The organism is Thermococcus litoralis DSM 5473 (assembly GCF_000246985.2).
Lineage (GTDB): Archaea > Methanobacteriota_B > Thermococci > Thermococcales > Thermococcaceae > Thermococcus_A > Thermococcus_A litoralis.
Window position 1 is genome coordinate 1,465,399 of record NC_022084.1, and the last position, 16,248, is coordinate 1,481,646.

Genomic DNA, 16,248 nt, shown 5'->3' on the forward strand with positions numbered 1-16,248 from the left:
TAAGGTGAGCTAAAATGGGTGATTTACAAACTCTCCAGAATAGTGGTTAAATTTGGAGGAAGTTCGATTAGGAACTCTTTTGAAGATGCCTTAGAGCTTGTCCAGAAATTCTGGGAGAAAAAAAGTGAAGTTGTTGTCGTTTTGTCCGCACTTAAAGGAGTCACAGACCTTTTGTTGGAGCTTGCAGAAAGGAAAAGCCCGGAGCTTCTAGAGGAGTTTACGAACATACACTTGGCTACGGCTGAGAAATTTGGCGTCAATATAGACATCGAGGAGGAACTTAAGGAACTTAGGTTTGTGCTGAAAAATGAAAGAGCTTTCCCAAGTAAGAAGGCATACACAGATCATGTCTTCTCCTTCGGCGAAAGACTATCAGTTAAACTCTTTTCAAGCACACTAAACGAGAGGGGTATAGAGAGTGCTCCAATTGATGCCTTCTATTTGGTAGAAACAAACGGAAACTTTGGGAATGCTGAAGTGAATCTGGAAAAAACAAAGAATAATCTCTGGATGCTCGAGGAGCTATTAAAAGCGGGCAAGGTACCTGTTGTGACAGGATTTCTAGGGAAGTTCAATAGCCTTAGGACAACACTTGGGAGAGGAGGAAGTGATTACACGGCCTCAGTTTTAGGGCGTCTCTTGAATGCCAGAGCAGTTTTGATCATGAGTGACGTGAAAGGAATCTATACGGCTAATCCAAGAATAGTCAAAAATGTCAGGATTATTCCGTTTATCTCATATGATGAAGCTTTAATTGCCTCAAAACTTGGGTTAAAAGCTTTACACGAACGAGCCATCGAGCCTGTAAAAAATAGGGTCCCATTGATCTTTGGAAGGACAAACAAATGGAGATTAGGCACGCTAGTTTCAAATTTTACCCTTAAAATACCGTTAATTACCTACAAGATTATTGGGGAAAAAGCAAAGATTGGAGTGATTGGAGCTTCTTGTAGTGTGCCCTACCCAGTTGTTGAACAAAAAGAAGAATACACGTGTTTTATGGTTGGTAAGGCTGAGCTTGAGGATGTTTTGAATGAAGTTCATGAGGTGATTTTTGGTGAAAGTTCTAGCTCCAGCAACAATAGCGAACTTTGGGCCGGGATTTGATGTCTTTGGTTTATGTCTTGCCAAGCCTGTGGATGTAATAGTCTTCAAAGAAAGTGATGAGGTAACATTAGAGGTTGAAGGATTTGATGTGCCAAGTGATCCTGAGAAGAACGTTGCTTCAATATCTGCCCTTGCTCTCTTAAAGATGCTCAATGTGGAAGTGGGATTTAACATGAAATTAAAAAAGAGAATAAGGCCTAAAAGCGGGCTTGGAAGCTCTGGGGCTTCAGCTATAGGCGGGGCACTGGCTGTGGCAAATGTCCTTGGGGTTCGAGATAAGAATCTCATAATAAAAGCTGCTCTTGAGGGAGAAAAAGCAGCATCTGGTAGTGCCCATGGGGATAACGTGGTTCCAGCTCTGTTTGGTGGCTTTACAATTTTAAAATCTCTACACTATCTTGAGGTGTTTAAGCTTGATGTTGACTTTGAACTCGTCGTGGTTCTTCCAGAGGTTGAGGTTAGCACAAGGAAAGCAAGATCTGTTTTACCAAGAGATATTCCGCTAGGTGACGCTGTTAAGAACTTGGCCCTAGCAAGTGCTTTGATTTCAGCACTGAAGGAGGGAGATTTGGAGACAGTTGGAAGGCTCCTGGATGACTATTTGGTTATTCCATACAGAAAGCCCCTCATACCTTGGTTTGATAAAGTCAGAAAAGCAGCTTTGGAGAGTGGAGCTTATGGGGTTTCTTTATCCGGTTCTGGACCGGCCATGTTTGCTTTGGGAGAAGATTTGCGCAACATTGGAAAGTCAATGGTTGAGGCCTTTGAGAGTGAAGGGATTAGGGCAGAGTATTTTATAACAAAAGTGGGAGGTGGGGCAAAATGCTCAGGTGTATAGAATGTGGAAAAGAGTATGGAGAAAATGAAGTTAGGTATAGATGTGACTGCGGAGGTCTGCTGGAGGTAGTCATTGATTTGGGCAAAGTTGAAAACGTCTTTGATGGGAGGAACATAACATTGTGGAAGTATGAGAGTTTTATTCCTGTTGAAAGGAGAGTTTCTCTCAATGAAGGGGGAACACCTCTGTATCGTCTGGAAAATCTTCAAAAAGAGCTGGGAATAGTAGAACTTTACGTCAAAAATGAAGGTGCAAATCCAACAGGCTCTTTTAAGGATAGGGGAATGACCGTGGGTGTTAGCAAAGCTTTGGAACTTGGCATGGATAAAGTCATTTGCGCCTCAACGGGCAACACTTCGGCTTCTTTAGCCGCTTATTCAGCAAAAGCGGGGATAAAAAGTTACGTCCTTGTTCCAAGTGGAAAAATTGCACTGGGAAAACTGGCCCAAGCGATAGTATATGGTGCAAAAGTTGTTCCGGTTAAAGGGAACTTTGATGATGCTTTGAGAGTTGTTGTTAAGGCCAGTAGAGAACTTGGAGTTTACATGCTTAACTCAATAAATCCCTTCCGGTTAGAAGGCCAAAAGACTATAGCTTTTGAGATTTTTGATCAGCTGGGGTTTGTTCCAGACAATATAATCCTACCCGTAGGAAACGCTGGTAACATTTCAGCCATCTGGAAAGGCTTTAAAGAATTATTCCAAGCAGGATTTATCGATGAATTGCCAAGGATGATTGGAATCCAAGCTGAAGGAGCATCACCCTTGGCAAAAGCTTGGAAAGAGAAAAAGGAATTTAAGCCCGAAGAAAAGCCAGATACAGTGGCTACAGCAATAAGGATTGGGAATCCTGCTAATTGGAGAAAGGCCTGGCTTGCTGCTGAAGAGTCAAAGGGATTCTTTGAGAGTGTTAGTGATGAGGAGATTCTTAGGGCCCAAAAACTTCTCGCATCAAAAGAAGGAATTTTCGTTGAACCGGCATCGGCATCTTCCTTGGCTGGGTTAGTTAAGTTGAAAGAGCTTGACCTGATTAATTCAGATGAGAGCTATGTTTTAATTACAACAGGACATGGGCTGAAAGACCCAAACATAATAATTGAAAACTTTTCCTTGTCAGAGCCTATAGAACCAACGTTGAGTGCCTTTAAGGAGGTTCTTTAATGGATGTTGCGATTTTGGGGGCTACAGGATTAGTTGGCCAGATGTTTGTGAGACTCTTAGAGAATCACCCTTGGTTTAAAATAGAGCGCTTAGTAGCTTCAGAAAGATCAAAGGGAAAGAAATACAAAGATATTGCAGAGTGGCCTAGTGGTGATATTGGAGAGATGGAAGTGGAGGGGTTGGGAGATTTCTTAAAGGATCCAGATGTGGATTTGGTTTTTTCAGCCCTTCCATCTTCAATAGCGGGTGAAGTTGAAGAAAAGCTAGCTGAGAAGACCCCTGTGTTTAGCAACGCCTCATCCCATAGATATGAAGAGGATGTACCTATTATAGTTCCAGAAGTCAATGGAGATCAGCTAAAGCTTATTGAAGTTCAACAAGAGCAAAGGGGCTGGGAGGGGTTTATAGTCACAAACCCCAATTGCTCAACTGCAATACTGGTGCTCTCGCTTAAGGTTCTTTCAGAATTTGAGCTCAAAAAAGTGAATGTGGTAACAATGCAAGCAATAAGCGGGGCAGGGTTTAAAGGTTTATCAGCTCTGCAGATCTTTGATAACGTAATTCCATACATTGGAAAAGAGGAGTGGAAAATCGAGAACGAATCAAGAAAAATCCTCGGTCTTGATTTTGAAATATCCGCTGTTACAACAAGGGTTCCAGTATCTCACGGTCATACAGAAGCGGTTTTTGTCGAGCTTGGCCAAGACACAACCGTTGAAGAACTTAGAAGAGCTTTTGAATCCTTTGACCCATTAAGAGACCTTAAGCTTCCTTCGTATGCAAAGCCAATTGTGTATAAAGAAATCCCTCAGCCAAAGCTCCACAGGGAATTAGGCAAGGGAATGAGTGTTACAGTTGGAAAACTGGGGAAAATTAATGAAAAAATGTTTAAATATGTTATCTTAGGACATAATCTTGTTAGAGGCGCTGCTGGAGGTTCGATCTTAAATGCCGAGCTCACTTACAGGAAGAAGGTCATTTGATAGTGTTGATATGGAGGTCAAAACTCATACAGCTTTGCATGTCCTCAAAGGGGCCGTTGTTAAAGTTTTGGGAGAAGAGGCTAAATGGACGGCAAGCGTCTACGTTAGTGGAAATCATGGAAGGCTAACTGTTAAGTTCAACAGAAAACCAGCTGAGGGGGAAATTAGGGAAATAGAAAGGCTTGCAAATGAAAAAATCAAAGAAAACGTTCCGATACACATCTACGAGCTCCCAAGGGAAGAAGCGGAGAAGAGGTTTGGCGAAGATATGTATGACCTCTTTCCAATTCCAGAGGAAGTTAGAACCCTTAGAATTGTGGTTATTGAAGACTGGAACGTTAACGCATGCAATAAGGAGCACACGAAGACAACGGGAGAAATTGGGAAGATAAAAATTAGGAAAGTCAGGTTTAGGAAGGCTAAGGAACTTTTGGAGATAAGCTTTGATGTCCTTTAAGGCACTATGTGGTGTCTCCTGCACCGGGCTTCATAAGCTTCTATTCCACCCACAAGTATCCTGGGGGAGTCTCTTGGGGCGGGTTTTCCATTTATGAGCCTCTGCGTCCTTGTGGCTTCCCTTCCGCAGACGCTGCATATGGCCGTTAGATAGACAATGTTGTCTGCTAGCGCTAATAATTCCTTGGTTACTTCAAAGGGTTCTCCCTTAAAATCTAAATTCAGACCGCTGGCTATAACGTAAACGCCTTCATCGGCGAGCTTGTTTAGGATTTCAACGATCGACATCGGAAAGAACTGGACCTCATCGATGCCTATAACTTCAAAATCCTCCTCCTTGGTTTTTTGGTATATAGTCCTCACACCTTCCTCTGTTGTAGGCACTACGAAGGCTTCATAGCTTAATCCGTTGTGAGCAACTACTTTATCTTCGCTGTAGCGGTTGTCTATTGACGGTTTGAAAAGAGCCGCCTTTCTTTTCGCAAAAATCTGCCTTTCTATCCTTTTTATCAGTTCACTTGTCTTTCCTGCGAACATTGGTCCGGTAATGACCTCCAAGAACCCCTCTGGATGCATGATTATCACCTTTTGTCTTTTGCTCCCTCATCTAAAAAGTTCTTTCCTTGAGATTTTTGGATTTTAAACAATCACTCGCAGGGTTTTTGCTGTAAATAACATGGCATTTAAAAATAAGATGGAAAAAATTACAAAACCTTTAGGTTGCTCTTTGACTTCATATCTTTTGATAAACATAAATAAAATCAGCAACTGTGGGGATTCCTTTATTTTTAAACTGTGGAAATTATGCCCCTTAGAATTTCATACTCTCGATAAGTGCCCGTGAGATGTCTGGCTTATGCCTTGTTATAAGACCACTCATCCCCTCTTGCTCTCAAAGAGGTTCTTTTCCGAAAGGTTTATATATAACTTCTTTCATAAAATAAAATGCAAATACCAATTTAGACAACTTTAGGAGGTGTGGGAAATGGCTGAGTTGCCAATTGCCCCAGTTGACAGATTGATTAGAAAGGCAGGTGCTCCAAGAGTTAGTGAGGAAGCAGCAAAGGTCCTCGCCGAGCACCTTGAGGAGAAGGCTATGGAGATCGCCAAGAAGGCAGTAGACCTTGCAAAGCACGCTGGAAGAAAGACCGTTAAGGCCGAAGACATTAAGCTTGCAATTAAGGCCTGATGGCCTTTCCCTTCTTTTGTTCTTTTTTGGTAAACATTTAAAAATCTACTTCTGACTTTATACCATGCATGAGATAGCTATCAGAATGACAAGGCGAAATCACAACGCTTTTGTGCATCTTTTGGGCGCACTTGAGTCTCAAGGCTTTAATATCGGTGAGCTTTTAATAACAAAGGATTTTAGCGAGATTTTGAGGGCAAAGCCTAGAGTGGTTCTCTACTCCTTCCTCACCGAGGAGATCTGGGAAGTTGAGAAAGAAGTAAACGTCCTAAAGGAAAAGACCAACGCCTTATTAGTGGCTGGGGGCTATCATGCAACCGCAATGCCGAGGCATACCTTAAGGATGGGGTTTGATATAGCCGCTGTAGGAGAAGGGGAAGAGGTTATATTCCAGCTTTTAACAGCCCTTAAAAAGAGCAACTTTAAAATAACAAGGGAACTCATGGAGATTAAGGGGCTTTTGTTTTACCTCAACGGTGAATTCGTCTTTACGGGTTTTGCGAAGGTTGAAGACTTTACTAAGTTTCCTCCTTTTGCGGAAAGCTCTTATCTGATAGCGCCCATAGAAATAAGCCGCGGCTGTCCTTTTGGCTGCTACTACTGCCAAACCCCCTATGCAAAGGGCTTTCGTATGAGGCACAGGCCGATAGATCAGATCGTGAAATATTCAAGAAGAATGAAGGACATGCGCTACATAACCCCAAACGCCTTCGCCTATGGCAGTCCGGGAGCAATATTAAGACTCGACAAGCTTGAAGCCCTTTTAAAAGCTCTTCAACCCCTAAGGGAAGAGGGGAGGAGACTTTTCTACGGTACTTTTCCGAGTGAAGTACGGCCAGAGTTCGTTAAGCCTGAAACACTTGAGCTTCTCTTGAAATATGCTGACAACAGAAGACTGGCAATAGGTGCTCAAAGCGGCGACGATGAGATGCTTAAGGCCATGCACCGCTTGCACACAACGGAACATGTAAGGCAAGCGGTTGAGTATATGCTCGAATATGGGATAGAGCCTGTTGTTGACTTCATAGTTGGCTTGCCAAACGAAAATGAAGAAAGCCAGAGAAAGAGTATAGAGTTCATGAAGTGGATAATGCGCAAAGGCGGAAAGGTTAGGGCCCATTATTTTATGCCTTTGCCGGGAACTCCGTGGGCAAGATGCAAGCCTTCACCACTTAGCGATGAGATGAAGAAGTTTCTTGGCAGGATGGCGGCTAAGGGCTACATTGAGGGTTCCTGGGGAGTTCAGATAGAACTCTCAAAGAGGCTCCAGAGGCTTATAGAGGAATTCTACGAAGAAGGCCCAAGCTATTTTGGAAGGGTTAATGAAGTCTGCTGAGAAAAGGATTTAATCTTTGATGTGTAATAGATAACATGCTGATAGCCCTCATAAGTGACATCCACTCAAACCTCGAAGCCTTGGAGGCTGTGTGGAAAAGTGTGAAGAAAGCCGATGTGGTATTCTGCATGGGTGATTTAGTAGGTTATGGGGCAAATCCCAACGAGGTCGTAGAATTTTTTAGAGAGGAAATGGAAAAGAGGGAAATTCTCTGCGTGAGGGGCAACCACGATAATGCCGTTGCCTTTGGGATTACTTGGGGCTTTAATCCCTATGCAAGGGAAGCAATAAGATGGCATGAAAGAGTGATGAGCGGAGAAAACATCGAATTCCTTCGAAGGCTTCCTGTGAGGCAACTTTTTAGAACCGATGGGGAAGATTTTTTGATAATCCACGGCTCTCCGAGGGCACCTCTGGATGAGTACCTCTTTCCCTGGCTCCCCGATAGTGAATTTGTCGAGGTTTTGAAGTATTTCAGAGAAAAGAACCTTGTTGTGGGACATACACACATGCAGATGCTCAAGGAGATTGGAGGGAGGAGAATAATAAACCCAGGCGGAGTTGGTCAGCCCAGAGACGGTGACTGGAGGGCAGCTTATGCATTCATAGATACGGATAGTGATGAGATAGTGTTTGAAAGGGTTGAATATGACGTTGATACGGCAGCGAGGAAGATAATAGAAGCCGGCCTGCCAAGGTTTTTGGCGTATAGGCTTTATGAGGGGTATTGATGAACCGTTCTGGTCAGCCGTAACTTGCATAAAGTTTGTAAACGTCACTACGGCTGACCTTCCAGCCTCCCGTCTTCATCGTGGGGCTTTCGGGGGGAACGGAGACTCCCCACATCTTCAGAGCTACAGTCCCCATTCGGGCTTGACAAACCCCACGTATCGAGGACTGCCCATCACTACAAAACACTCCAAAAAATATTTAAAAATTTCGCCCTACAAACCTCAACAAACTTTACGATTTTAACCATTTACGAAACAGCCCCTTTATTTCTCTTTCCAAAAACTCCCAGCTTCAAACCTTTGGTTGAAAACTCTTCATTAGTTTTTTAACTTTTGGTTTTGGAAAGATATAAATTCCTTTTTTCCAATTCTGAAACAGGTGAAGGTAGTGAGAGCTTATCATATTCACGTTGAGGGAATTGTTCAAGGGGTCGGTTTTAGACCCTTCGTTTACAGAATTGCTCATGAGCACGATCTAAGGGGATACGTTAAAAATCTTGGCGATGCCGGAGTGGAGATAGTGGTTGAGGGGAAAGAAGAAAAAGTAAAGGCCTTCTTGAGAGACCTTAGAGAAAAAGCACCTCCCCTTGCTAGGGTTGAGAGGATAAACGTGAAAGAAATCCCGTTTCAGGGATTTGACAGGTTTTACATAGAAAAGAGCTCCAACGGTGGGGAAGGTGGGGATTCTATAATTCCTCCAGACGTGAGCATATGCGATGACTGTCTTAGGGAGCTTTTCGATCCCACGGATAAGAGGTACATGTACCCCTTCATCGTGTGCACAAACTGCGGCCCGAGGTTTACGATAATAGAAGACCTTCCTTATGACAGGGTAAACACAACAATGAGAGAATTTGACATGTGCGATTATTGTGAGAGCGAGTACAGGGATCCTCTAAATAGAAGATATCACGCGGAACCGGTTTGCTGCCCTGTATGTGGACCGAGCTACAGGCTCTACACGAACGATGGAAAAGAAATAACGGGAGATCCGCTAAAGAAGGCTGCAAAGCTTATCGACAAGGGCTACATAGTGGCAATAAAAGGCATAGGTGGAATTCACATAGCCTGCGACGCTACCAATGAAGAAGTTGTGAAGGAGCTCAGGAAGAGAATTCTAAGACCTCAGCAGCCCTTCGCAATAATGGCTAAAGACCTAGAAACAGTAGAGAGCTTTGCAATAGTTAGTGATGTAGAGAGGGAAGAACTCACAAGCTACAGGAAGCCAATACTGGCTTTAAGGAAGAAGGAACCATTCCCACTGCCAGAGGCTCTAGCTCCGGGCTTGCCCACTATAGGTGTCATGCTCCCCTATGCTGGAACCCACTACATACTCTTCCACTATTCTAAGAGCCCTGTTTACGTCATGACCTCCGCTAATTACCCGGGGATGCCAATGGTAATAGACAACGATAGAGCCTTTGAAGAGCTTAAGGACTTAGCCGATTACTTCTTGCTGCACAACAGGAAAATTCTCAACAGAACGGATGACAGCGTTATCAGGTTTGTTGATGGAAAAAGAGCTGTAATAAGAAGGAGCAGAGGGTTTGTTCCATTGCCAATAGATATACCTTTTGAGTATTCGGGCTTGGCAGTTGGGGCAGAGCTCATGAATGCTTTTGGAATGGTAAAGGGTTCGAGGGTTTATCCGAGCCAGTACATAGGAAACACTTCAAAGGTTGAAGTTCTTGAGTTCATGAGGAGTGCCATAGCCCACTTCAAGAAAATACTGAGGGTTAAGGGGTTTGATCTTGTGGTTGCTGACCTTCACCCGCTTTACAACACCACAAAACTAGCAATGGAGATAGCGGAAGATGAAAATGCAGAATTTATCCAAGTACAGCACCACTACGCTCACATTGCTTCTGTTATGGCTGAAAACAATCTTGACGAGATAGTAGGAATAGCGGTGGATGGAGTTGGCTATGGAAGCGACGGAAACACATGGGGCGGTGAAGTTTTATACTTAAGCTACGAAGACGTTGAGAGGTTGGCCCATATAAGTTATTACTCCCTCCCAGGTGGAGATTTGGCGAGCTATTATCCTCTTAGGGCTTTAGTGGGGATTTTGAGCAAGCTATATGGGGTAGAGGAAGTAAAAGAGATAATCGAAAGGCACTGTCCAAAAGCCATTGAAAACCTCAGATACGGGAAGGTTGAGTTCAACGTAATACTTAACCAGCTCGCGAGGGAGATAAACGTTGGCTATGCCTCTTCAACAGGTAGGGTTCTTGACGCGATGGCCGTTCTGCTCAACGTTGCATATAGGAGAACCTACGAAGGAGAACCCGCAATGAAGCTTGAGGGAATTGCCCTTAAGGGCAAAAACGATCTGGGCTTTAGCATTCCCATAGAGGGGGAAGAGCTGAAGGTTGAGGAGCTCTTTGAACAGGTTCTTGAAAGCAAGGCAAATCCGGCGGATATAGCGTATTCAGTTCACCTCGCTCTAGGGCGGGCTTTTGGGGAAGTTGCAGTTGAGAAGGCGAAGGAGTTTGGAGTTAAGAACATTGGCATAAGCGGAGGGGTTGCATACAACGAACTCATAGTGAAAACGATAAGAAAAATCGTGGAAGGCAATGGTCTGAGGTTCTACTCAACGTACGAAGTACCAAGGGGGGACAATGGGACAAACGTCGGCCAGGCTTTCCTTGGAGGTCTCTATTTGGAGGGTTATCTGAGTAAAGAGGACTTGATACTTTGATTTCCTCTTTTTTGCCTCCTTACTGACCTCCTCCCCGCCGTGAACGGCGAAGGTTCCAACGAGCTAACCCCTCGCCAAGTGCGGGAAGGTTCGAGGGGCTTCATTAAAACCCAATTCAAAACGGGCTTTCAACCCCTCTGGGAGGGCCTTCCCCCAATTACCCCTACCTCCCGACAAAGCCGAGAGGCTCGGGGTTATCGTTTTCACAGCCTTTTTTAAAATATTAAACGCTCCAACGAGGTCTGCATTGAAGATAACCCCCGTTGCGGGACACTTAAATAATCCACGAACAAACCTCGCCCCTTCGTGGGGCTTCCCGCAGACAGGGCAAACCTTAGAAGTGAAAGCCTCATCCGTGATTATAACCTCAATACCATACTCTTCGGCAACTTCTCTTAGACGTTTAATAACGTAATTAAACCGCCAGACGTGGGAGAGGAGATAATTCTGCTTTTTACCCTTTTCAGAGTTTCTCGCTATTCCCTTTGGATAGCCTACCACAATTCTAGAGACTCCAAGATGATAAAGCCTTTCAACGGTTTGTCTTACTGCTGTGTTAATGTAATGCCTGGCTTGTAGCTTCGCCTTCTCGTGCATTCTTGAGAGCTTTCTGCTCTTTTTAGCTCCGCTTTTATTAAGCCTCGACTGATACTCGGCAATCCTCTTTTGCCAGTAGAAGGCAATGCTCTTGAGCGGTCTCCCATTCACCAAGAAACCTCCCATTCTCCACGTAGACGGCCATTAAATTGTTCACGCCTAAGTCTATGCCCGCTGAAAGGTTTCCTAACGGTTCTCTTGGGATTTTCTCCCAGTTTTCGCCCTTCAGCTTCTCTGCGACTGTAATGCTGATGTGGGCATACCATTTCCTCCTTATCGGGTCGTAAGTTATCTCTAATCTTCCCTGTTTACCCTTCAAGTGTATTCTCCCTTTGAACTGGACTTCCAGTCTTCTGAACTTTCCGAGGCCTTTGAGGATTAGTTTGTTATCTTCAATCTTGTATTGGTCATTTCTGAGGACGATTAAGCCTTTGTCCTTAACATAGTTTGGGGGTTTTGGCTTGAGCCAGTTGGGGAGTTCTCCGTTCCTTTTATTCCTGATGAGTGAGAAGAAGGAACGCCAGGCCTCGGCGTTCTTTCTTGCTATTTGCTGGACTGTTGCCGAGCCTATCTCGGATTTGAACTCTTCATAAACTATTTTCTCGGTTTTGAGAAAGTCTATTGGTTTTCCATCGAAGAATTCCTGCCTGCGAAGGTAGTTTACTCTATTCCAGATTTTCGAGCTGATAAAAGCTAACTCTTTGAGGGTTTTATCTTGGGCCTTTGAGGGTTGGAGTTTTAGGGTTACTGTTCGCTTCATTTTAAGGTATGGTATTATTTTTAGGCTTTAAAATAGTTTTGCTTTCCTGTTTTTAGGCTAATTTTCAATCCCTGCATCCCCGCCCTAAAGGGCGAGGCTTTCAAAAGAAAAAAGTAACATTTTAAAGGGGTTTCCTTAGAGAAAAAAGCAGGTGGTGAATATGAGAATAAAGCTTGAACACGGAGCCGGTGGAGAGTTGATGGAGGAATTTATTAGAGATGTGATTCTCAAAAACCTTACATTGAAATCAGCCGGTGGGATAGGGCTAGATGCCTTAGACGATGCCGCAACAATTCCCTTCGGAGATAAGCATTTGGTTTTTACCATAGATGGGCATACAGTTAGGCCGCTCTTCTTTCCCGGAGGGGATATAGGCCGCTTGGCTGTGAGCGGGACGGTGAATGATTTAGCCGTAATGGGGGCAGAGCCTTTAGCGCTTGCAAACTCTATGATAATCCAAGAAGGGTTTAGCGGAGAGGACTTTGAGAGAATCCTAAAATCAATGGATGAAACTGCAAAGGAAGTTCCAGTTCCTATAGTTACTGGGGACACCAAAGTCGTCGAAGATAAGATAGGGATTTTCGTTATAACGGCTGGAATTGGAATTGCTGAAAGGCCGATAAGCGATGCTGGGGCAAAGGTGGGAGATATTGTTTTGGTCAGCGGAACTGTTGGAGATCATGGGATAGCTTTGATGAGCCATAGAGAGGGGATAGCCTTTGAGACGGAGCTTAAGAGTGACGTTTCTCCCGTATGGGAAGTAGTAAAAGCTGTCGCTGAAGCAATTGGGTGGGAGAACATTCACGCAATGAAAGACCCCACAAGGGGGGGATTAAGCAACGCCCTGAACGAGATAGCAAGAAAGAGCGACGTTGGAATTTTGGTGAGGGAGAGTGATATCCCAGTAAAGCCCGAGGTAAGGGCTGCTAGTGACATGCTCGGCATAAGCCCATATGAAGTTGCCAATGAAGGAAAGGTCGTGATGGTTGTAGCGAGAGAATACGCGGAGGAGGCTCTTCAAGCTATGAGAAAAACTAAACTTGGCAGAGATGCTGCGATTATAGGTGAGGTAATAGATCAATACCGTGGCAAGGTGCTTCTTGAAACCGGCATAGGTGGGAAGAGATTTATGGAGCCACCCGTTGGCGATCCCGTGCCGAGGGTTTGCTGAAGTTTATTTTATTCTTTCCGTGAGAACGAAAGTTGCTATTCCCCTTATCCCTCTTAATGTTGAAACTCTATCTATTATTCTGCCCAAGTCTGTTCTAGTTTGGACACTAACAAAAAGCACTAAGTCATAATTGCCTAAAACCTCATAAGCCTTTTTGACTTCTCTTATCTTGGAGATCTGCTCGTCTAGGTTTACTAATTCGTTTTTATTTACGCTCAAAAAAATCAAGGCTTCTATTTCATGCTTTTCCATTGTTTATTCCTCCTATCATCGATGTCAAATTCTTTAACTATTATCATGGTATATGTCCTAGTTACACCTTCGACTCCCCCTAACTTAAAGGTCAAGAATTCTCTTAGTGAATGGATATCTTTTGTTACTATTTTTGCCATAACATCGTACTCGCCAGTTATCTCATACAGTTCTATTATCTCGTCTAACTCTAAAATCTTTTCCATAATTTGCTTTCTCTTCATGGGGTCAATGTTTATTCCTACAAACGCTATAATTCCATACCCCAACTTCTCGTAGTCGATAATAGCGGAGTATTTCTTTATTATCCCATTTTGTTCAAGTTTCTGTATTCTGTACTTAATCGCCGGGACCGTGACTCCCAAATCTTTAGCCATTTCTGTTAGGGACATTCTGGAGTTTTTTCTTAACAGTCTCAAAAGGGTAAAGTCTACTTCGTCAATTTTGTTGGGCAAGTTTATCCCCTCCCTCCTTTAAAAATTCCACAATCCGTTTGGCACCTTCTAAGACTTCTTCATACGAAGAAGAATACGAGATTCTTACGTATCCTTCTCCATTTTTTCCGAATCCTATGCCTGGAGTTACTGCTACTCTTTTCGCTCGTATGAGATCCATTGCAAATTTGTATGAACTTGAATAGTACTCAGAAACATTTAAGAACAGGTAAAATCCCCCTTTTGGAGGTGCATATGAAATTTTTGGAAGTTTGTGCAGTTTTTTGAGAAGTGCGTCTTTATTTTTCTTGAGCTTTTGTGTTACTTTTCTGGTAATTTTCTTGTAGTTTTCTAGTAAACTTACTGCAGCTTTTTGAATCATCGCAGGAGGACTTGCAATTATATTTTCTTGTATCTTACTTGTAATTTCTGAAAGCCCATCGGGAAGTATTATGAATCCCAACCTCAATCCGGTTATGGCAACGGATTTCGAAAAGCTGTTCACTACTATTAGGTTATCCCTAATATCATCAAATTTTAACATGGTATGGTGCTTTTTTTCAAAAATTATGTTTTCATAGGTCTCATCTGATATTACAACTAAACTATTTTCCTTAGCTATCTCTGCAATTTCCTTGAGGACGTTTTTTGGATACACAGCACCCGTTGGATTATTAGGAGTATTGAGTATTATTGCTTTTGATTTTTTTGCTTGTGTTGCAATGTCTGAGATATTTGGATGAAAATTGCTATCAAGGGAGTAATATATGGGTTCAGCTCCAACTAAAATTGATTCTGAAGTATAGTTGGGATATCCCGGGTCAGGTAATAAGATCTTATCGCCAGCATCTAATATCAGTAATAAAGAGAGAAAAAGTCCTTCCATAGCGCCGATGGTAACCACGACATTTTCTGGCTCAATTTTTACATTATGTTGCTTTTTATAGTAATCAGCTATTGCACTTCTCAACTCATATAATCCATTGTTTTCAGTATAGTTTAAGTACCCCTCTTTGGTAGCTTCGGCTAGGAGAGAGGCAATAAATTCCTTGTGCATCTCTTTAAACTCTTTTCCAAAATCTCCAATTTCCATGTGTATTATGTCTGGAATTGTGTGGGCTAGTTTTGAAATTTCTCTTATAAGGGGACAAGGGGTTGCATTAACCCTGTGGGATGTTCTCATATCTTACTCACCTATGGTTTTTATGCATACATTTGAGCTTTCATGTTTTTGTTTTTTGAAAAGATATTTAATAATTCCTTTTAAAATTTTAAAAACCATATGAAAGCAAGACTATTCTCATTGGATTTTTCCGAATTTTTATGAGTATTGAGTTGTATTTTATTATTTATCAATTAAATTAACGAAGCATTGAGTTTTGTCTCACTTAATATAGATGTTTGCTAGTTCAACATTTTGTAATGTTTTTTAAATTTTATAAGAAAACCTTAAAAAAGTTTAAACCTTTTAAAAAATGAACATCGATGTGCATATGCTAGGTTCTGTACTGGAGGGTCGAAATATGAACGAAAAGAAAAAGAAGATATTAAGCCTTGCTTTGTTGTTTTTAGTGGGGCTGGCAGTAGTAGCCGCTGGATGTATTGGAAGTAAAGAAACAACTACTACAACTCCCCAATATCCCACAAAACCGATAACCATAATAGTACCTTGGGCTGCGGGTGGAGGAACTGATAGAACTGCTAGGATGCTTGCTACACTTCTAGAGAAAAAGTTAGGAGTAAATGTTGTTGTTGAAAATAAAGCTGGTGGCGGTGGTACAATAGGACATCTAGCTATGGCTACAGCTTCTCCGGATGGGTATACAATAGGCATAGCGACATGGGAATTGTCAACATATAAGTGGTTGGGGCTAGCTGAGGTGTCATATCAGGATGTTACACCCATAATTTTATATAACAAAGACGCAGCGGCTGTTATAGTTAGAGCAGACGCTCCTTGGAATGACATAATAGAGTTAACTAACTACATTAAAGAGCATCCAGGTGAGCTAAAGGCTTCTGGGACAGCACGTGCTGGTGTTTGGGATATAGCAAGGATTGGATGGCTCAAAACAGCGGGAGTTGATCCTAGTGCATTGCCATGGATACCAAGCAAAGGTGCAGCTCCAGCGCTTCAAGAATTGATAGCTGGAGGTGTTGATGTTGTCGTATGTAGTTTGCCAGAAGCTAAGTCATTAATAGATGCGGGAAAAGCTAAGGCTCTTGCAGTTATGGCTGACGAGAGATACTCAGCGTTCCCAGATGTACCAACACTTAAAGAAAAGGGAATAGATTGGTCGTATGGTACTTGGAGGGGGTTGTGGCTCCCAAGGGTACTCCTGACTATGTGGTTGAGATTCTTCACAATGCACTAAAGGAAATTCTTGAATCTCCTGAATGGAAAGAATTCATGGAGACGAATGGCTTTGGTATGGCGTATTTACCACCGGAGGAGTTTGCTAAGTTTTTAGAAAATGATTATAAGGCTGTCGGAGAGTTACTTAAAGCTGCAGGTTATACAAGCTGAGTAAGC

The 16,248-nt window shown here is 42.8% G+C and carries 15 protein-coding genes and 2 pseudogenes; 11 read left to right on the top strand and 6 right to left on the bottom strand.

What is annotated here, in order from left to right; translation table 11 throughout:
- The first annotated feature begins 18 nt into the window (after positions 1-18).
- Genes OCC_RS07970 through OCC_RS07990 form a run of 5 tightly spaced genes read left to right on the top strand, consistent with a single transcriptional unit; the run spans position 19 to position 4,545 of the window.
- A complete protein-coding gene (locus OCC_RS07970) occupies positions 19-1,107 on the top strand; it encodes an aspartate kinase (RefSeq protein ID WP_004069590.1) in 1,089 nt (362 codons plus the stop codon).
- Positions 1,058-1,945, top strand: coding sequence for a homoserine kinase (locus OCC_RS07975; protein WP_004069592.1), 888 nt, complete (start codon positions 1,058-1,060; stop codon positions 1,943-1,945). Before OCC_RS07970 ends, OCC_RS07975 begins: the two co-directional genes overlap by 50 nt.
- Positions 1,930-3,105 (top strand): threonine synthase, encoded by a 1,176-nt coding sequence (gene thrC, locus OCC_RS07980; protein ID WP_004069594.1) that lies wholly within the window; start codon positions 1,930-1,932, stop codon positions 3,103-3,105. Before OCC_RS07975 ends, thrC begins: the two co-directional genes overlap by 16 nt.
- Positions 3,105-4,088 (top strand): aspartate-semialdehyde dehydrogenase, encoded by a 984-nt coding sequence (asd, locus tag OCC_RS07985; protein ID WP_004069596.1) that lies wholly within the window; start codon positions 3,105-3,107, stop codon positions 4,086-4,088. Before thrC ends, asd begins: the two co-directional genes overlap by 1 nt.
- Before the next feature lie 10 nt (positions 4,089-4,098).
- Positions 4,099-4,545 carry an alanyl-tRNA editing protein gene (locus OCC_RS07990; RefSeq protein ID WP_048874705.1) on the top strand — a complete coding sequence of 149 codons (447 nt, stop codon included), beginning with the start codon at positions 4,099-4,101 and terminating at the stop codon, positions 4,543-4,545.
- Here OCC_RS07990 and OCC_RS07995 read toward each other — a convergent pair.
- Entirely contained in the window at positions 4,542-5,120 is a 579-nt protein-coding gene (locus OCC_RS07995) for a thymidine kinase (RefSeq protein ID WP_004069600.1), read from the bottom strand. The two genes, OCC_RS07990 and OCC_RS07995, sit on opposite strands and share 4 nt — an antisense overlap.
- Positions 5,121-5,529: 409 nt before the next feature.
- Between OCC_RS07995 and hpkB the strand changes: the two genes are divergently transcribed.
- From hpkB to OCC_RS08010, 3 genes are all read left to right on the top strand, one after another.
- Complete coding sequence (hpkB, locus tag OCC_RS08000; protein WP_004069603.1) at positions 5,530-5,733, top strand: archaeal histone HpkB; 204 nt, start codon at positions 5,530-5,532, stop codon at positions 5,731-5,733.
- Between the two features lie 64 nt (positions 5,734-5,797).
- The gene (locus OCC_RS08005; protein WP_004069604.1) at positions 5,798-7,069 is read left to right on the top strand and encodes a TIGR04013 family B12-binding domain/radical SAM domain-containing protein; all 1,272 of its coding nucleotides are present in this window, start codon (positions 5,798-5,800) and stop codon (positions 7,067-7,069) included.
- 35 nt (positions 7,070-7,104) lie between these two features.
- A complete protein-coding gene (locus OCC_RS08010) occupies positions 7,105-7,800 on the top strand; it encodes a metallophosphoesterase family protein (RefSeq protein WP_004069605.1) in 696 nt (231 codons plus the stop codon).
- A 13-nt stretch (positions 7,801-7,813) separates the two neighbouring features.
- Here OCC_RS08010 and OCC_RS13020 read toward each other — a convergent pair whose 3' ends face one another.
- Entirely contained in the window at positions 7,814-7,936 is a 123-nt protein-coding gene (locus OCC_RS13020) for a hypothetical protein (RefSeq protein ID WP_274517769.1), read from the bottom strand.
- Positions 7,937-8,188: 252 nt separating this feature from the next.
- Between OCC_RS13020 and hypF the strand changes: the two genes are divergently transcribed.
- A complete protein-coding gene (gene hypF / locus OCC_RS08015; RefSeq protein ID WP_004067587.1) occupies positions 8,189-10,501 on the top strand; it encodes a carbamoyltransferase HypF in 2,313 nt (770 codons plus the stop codon).
- Positions 10,502-10,564: 63 nt separating this feature from the next.
- Here hypF and OCC_RS08020 read toward each other — a convergent pair.
- A pseudogene (locus OCC_RS08020) lies at positions 10,565-11,858 on the bottom strand (RNA-guided endonuclease InsQ/TnpB family protein).
- A gap of 160 nt (positions 11,859-12,018) precedes the next feature.
- On the opposite strand from OCC_RS08020, the gene hypE reads away from it, so the two are divergent.
- A complete protein-coding gene (gene hypE / locus OCC_RS08025; RefSeq protein ID WP_004069629.1) occupies positions 12,019-13,029 on the top strand; it encodes a hydrogenase expression/formation protein HypE in 1,011 nt (336 codons plus the stop codon).
- Between the two features lie 3 nt (positions 13,030-13,032).
- On the opposite strand, the gene OCC_RS08030 is transcribed toward hypE, so the two are convergent.
- The 3 genes from OCC_RS08030 to OCC_RS08040 are packed head-to-tail and all read right to left on the bottom strand — an operon-like array spanning position 13,033 to position 14,898.
- Complete coding sequence (locus OCC_RS08030) at positions 13,033-13,281, bottom strand: Lrp/AsnC ligand binding domain-containing protein (RefSeq protein WP_020953753.1); 249 nt, start codon at positions 13,279-13,281, stop codon at positions 13,033-13,035.
- Positions 13,263-13,736 carry an Lrp/AsnC family transcriptional regulator gene (locus OCC_RS08035; RefSeq protein WP_004069624.1) on the bottom strand — a complete coding sequence of 158 codons (474 nt, stop codon included), beginning with the start codon at positions 13,734-13,736 and terminating at the stop codon, positions 13,263-13,265. The genes OCC_RS08030 and OCC_RS08035 overlap by 19 nt, the downstream gene beginning before the upstream one ends.
- Positions 13,720-14,898, bottom strand: a complete 1,179-nt coding sequence (locus OCC_RS08040) for a pyridoxal phosphate-dependent aminotransferase (RefSeq protein WP_004069622.1) — start codon at positions 14,896-14,898, stop codon at positions 13,720-13,722. Before OCC_RS08040 ends, OCC_RS08035 begins: the two co-directional genes overlap by 17 nt.
- 523 nt (positions 14,899-15,421) lie before the next feature.
- Here OCC_RS08040 and OCC_RS08045 point away from each other — a divergent pair.
- Positions 15,422-16,242 (top strand): annotated as a pseudogene (locus tag OCC_RS08045) (tripartite tricarboxylate transporter substrate binding protein).
- Positions 16,243-16,248 lie beyond the last annotated feature (6 nt).

What these genes read in the sequence shown, in the direction of transcription:
- asd (WP_004069596.1), top strand. Translation starts at nt 3,105, where the DNA reads ATGGATGTTGCGATTTTGGGGGCTACAGGATTAGTTGGCCAGATGTTT.
- hpkB (WP_004069603.1), top strand. Translation starts at nt 5,530, where the DNA reads ATGGCTGAGTTGCCAATTGCCCCAGTTGACAGATTGATTAGAAAGGCA.
- OCC_RS07990 (WP_048874705.1), top strand. Translation starts at nt 4,099, where the DNA reads ATGGAGGTCAAAACTCATACAGCTTTGCATGTCCTCAAAGGGGCCGTT.
- OCC_RS08040 (WP_004069622.1), bottom strand. Translation starts at nt 14,898, where the DNA reads ATGAGAACATCCCACAGGGTTAATGCAACCCCTTGTCCCCTTATAAGA.
- thrC (WP_004069594.1), top strand. Translation starts at nt 1,930, where the DNA reads ATGCTCAGGTGTATAGAATGTGGAAAAGAGTATGGAGAAAATGAAGTT.
- hypE (WP_004069629.1), top strand. Translation starts at nt 12,019, where the DNA reads ATGAGAATAAAGCTTGAACACGGAGCCGGTGGAGAGTTGATGGAGGAA.
- OCC_RS13020 (WP_274517769.1), bottom strand. Translation starts at nt 7,936, where the DNA reads ATGGGGACTGTAGCTCTGAAGATGTGGGGAGTCTCCGTTCCCCCCGAA.
- OCC_RS08010 (WP_004069605.1), top strand. Translation starts at nt 7,105, where the DNA reads ATGCTGATAGCCCTCATAAGTGACATCCACTCAAACCTCGAAGCCTTG.
- OCC_RS08030 (WP_020953753.1), bottom strand. Translation starts at nt 13,281, where the DNA reads ATGGAAAAGCATGAAATAGAAGCCTTGATTTTTTTGAGCGTAAATAAA.
- OCC_RS07995 (WP_004069600.1), bottom strand. Translation starts at nt 5,120, where the DNA reads ATGCATCCAGAGGGGTTCTTGGAGGTCATTACCGGACCAATGTTCGCA.
- OCC_RS08005 (WP_004069604.1), top strand. Translation starts at nt 5,798, where the DNA reads ATGCATGAGATAGCTATCAGAATGACAAGGCGAAATCACAACGCTTTT.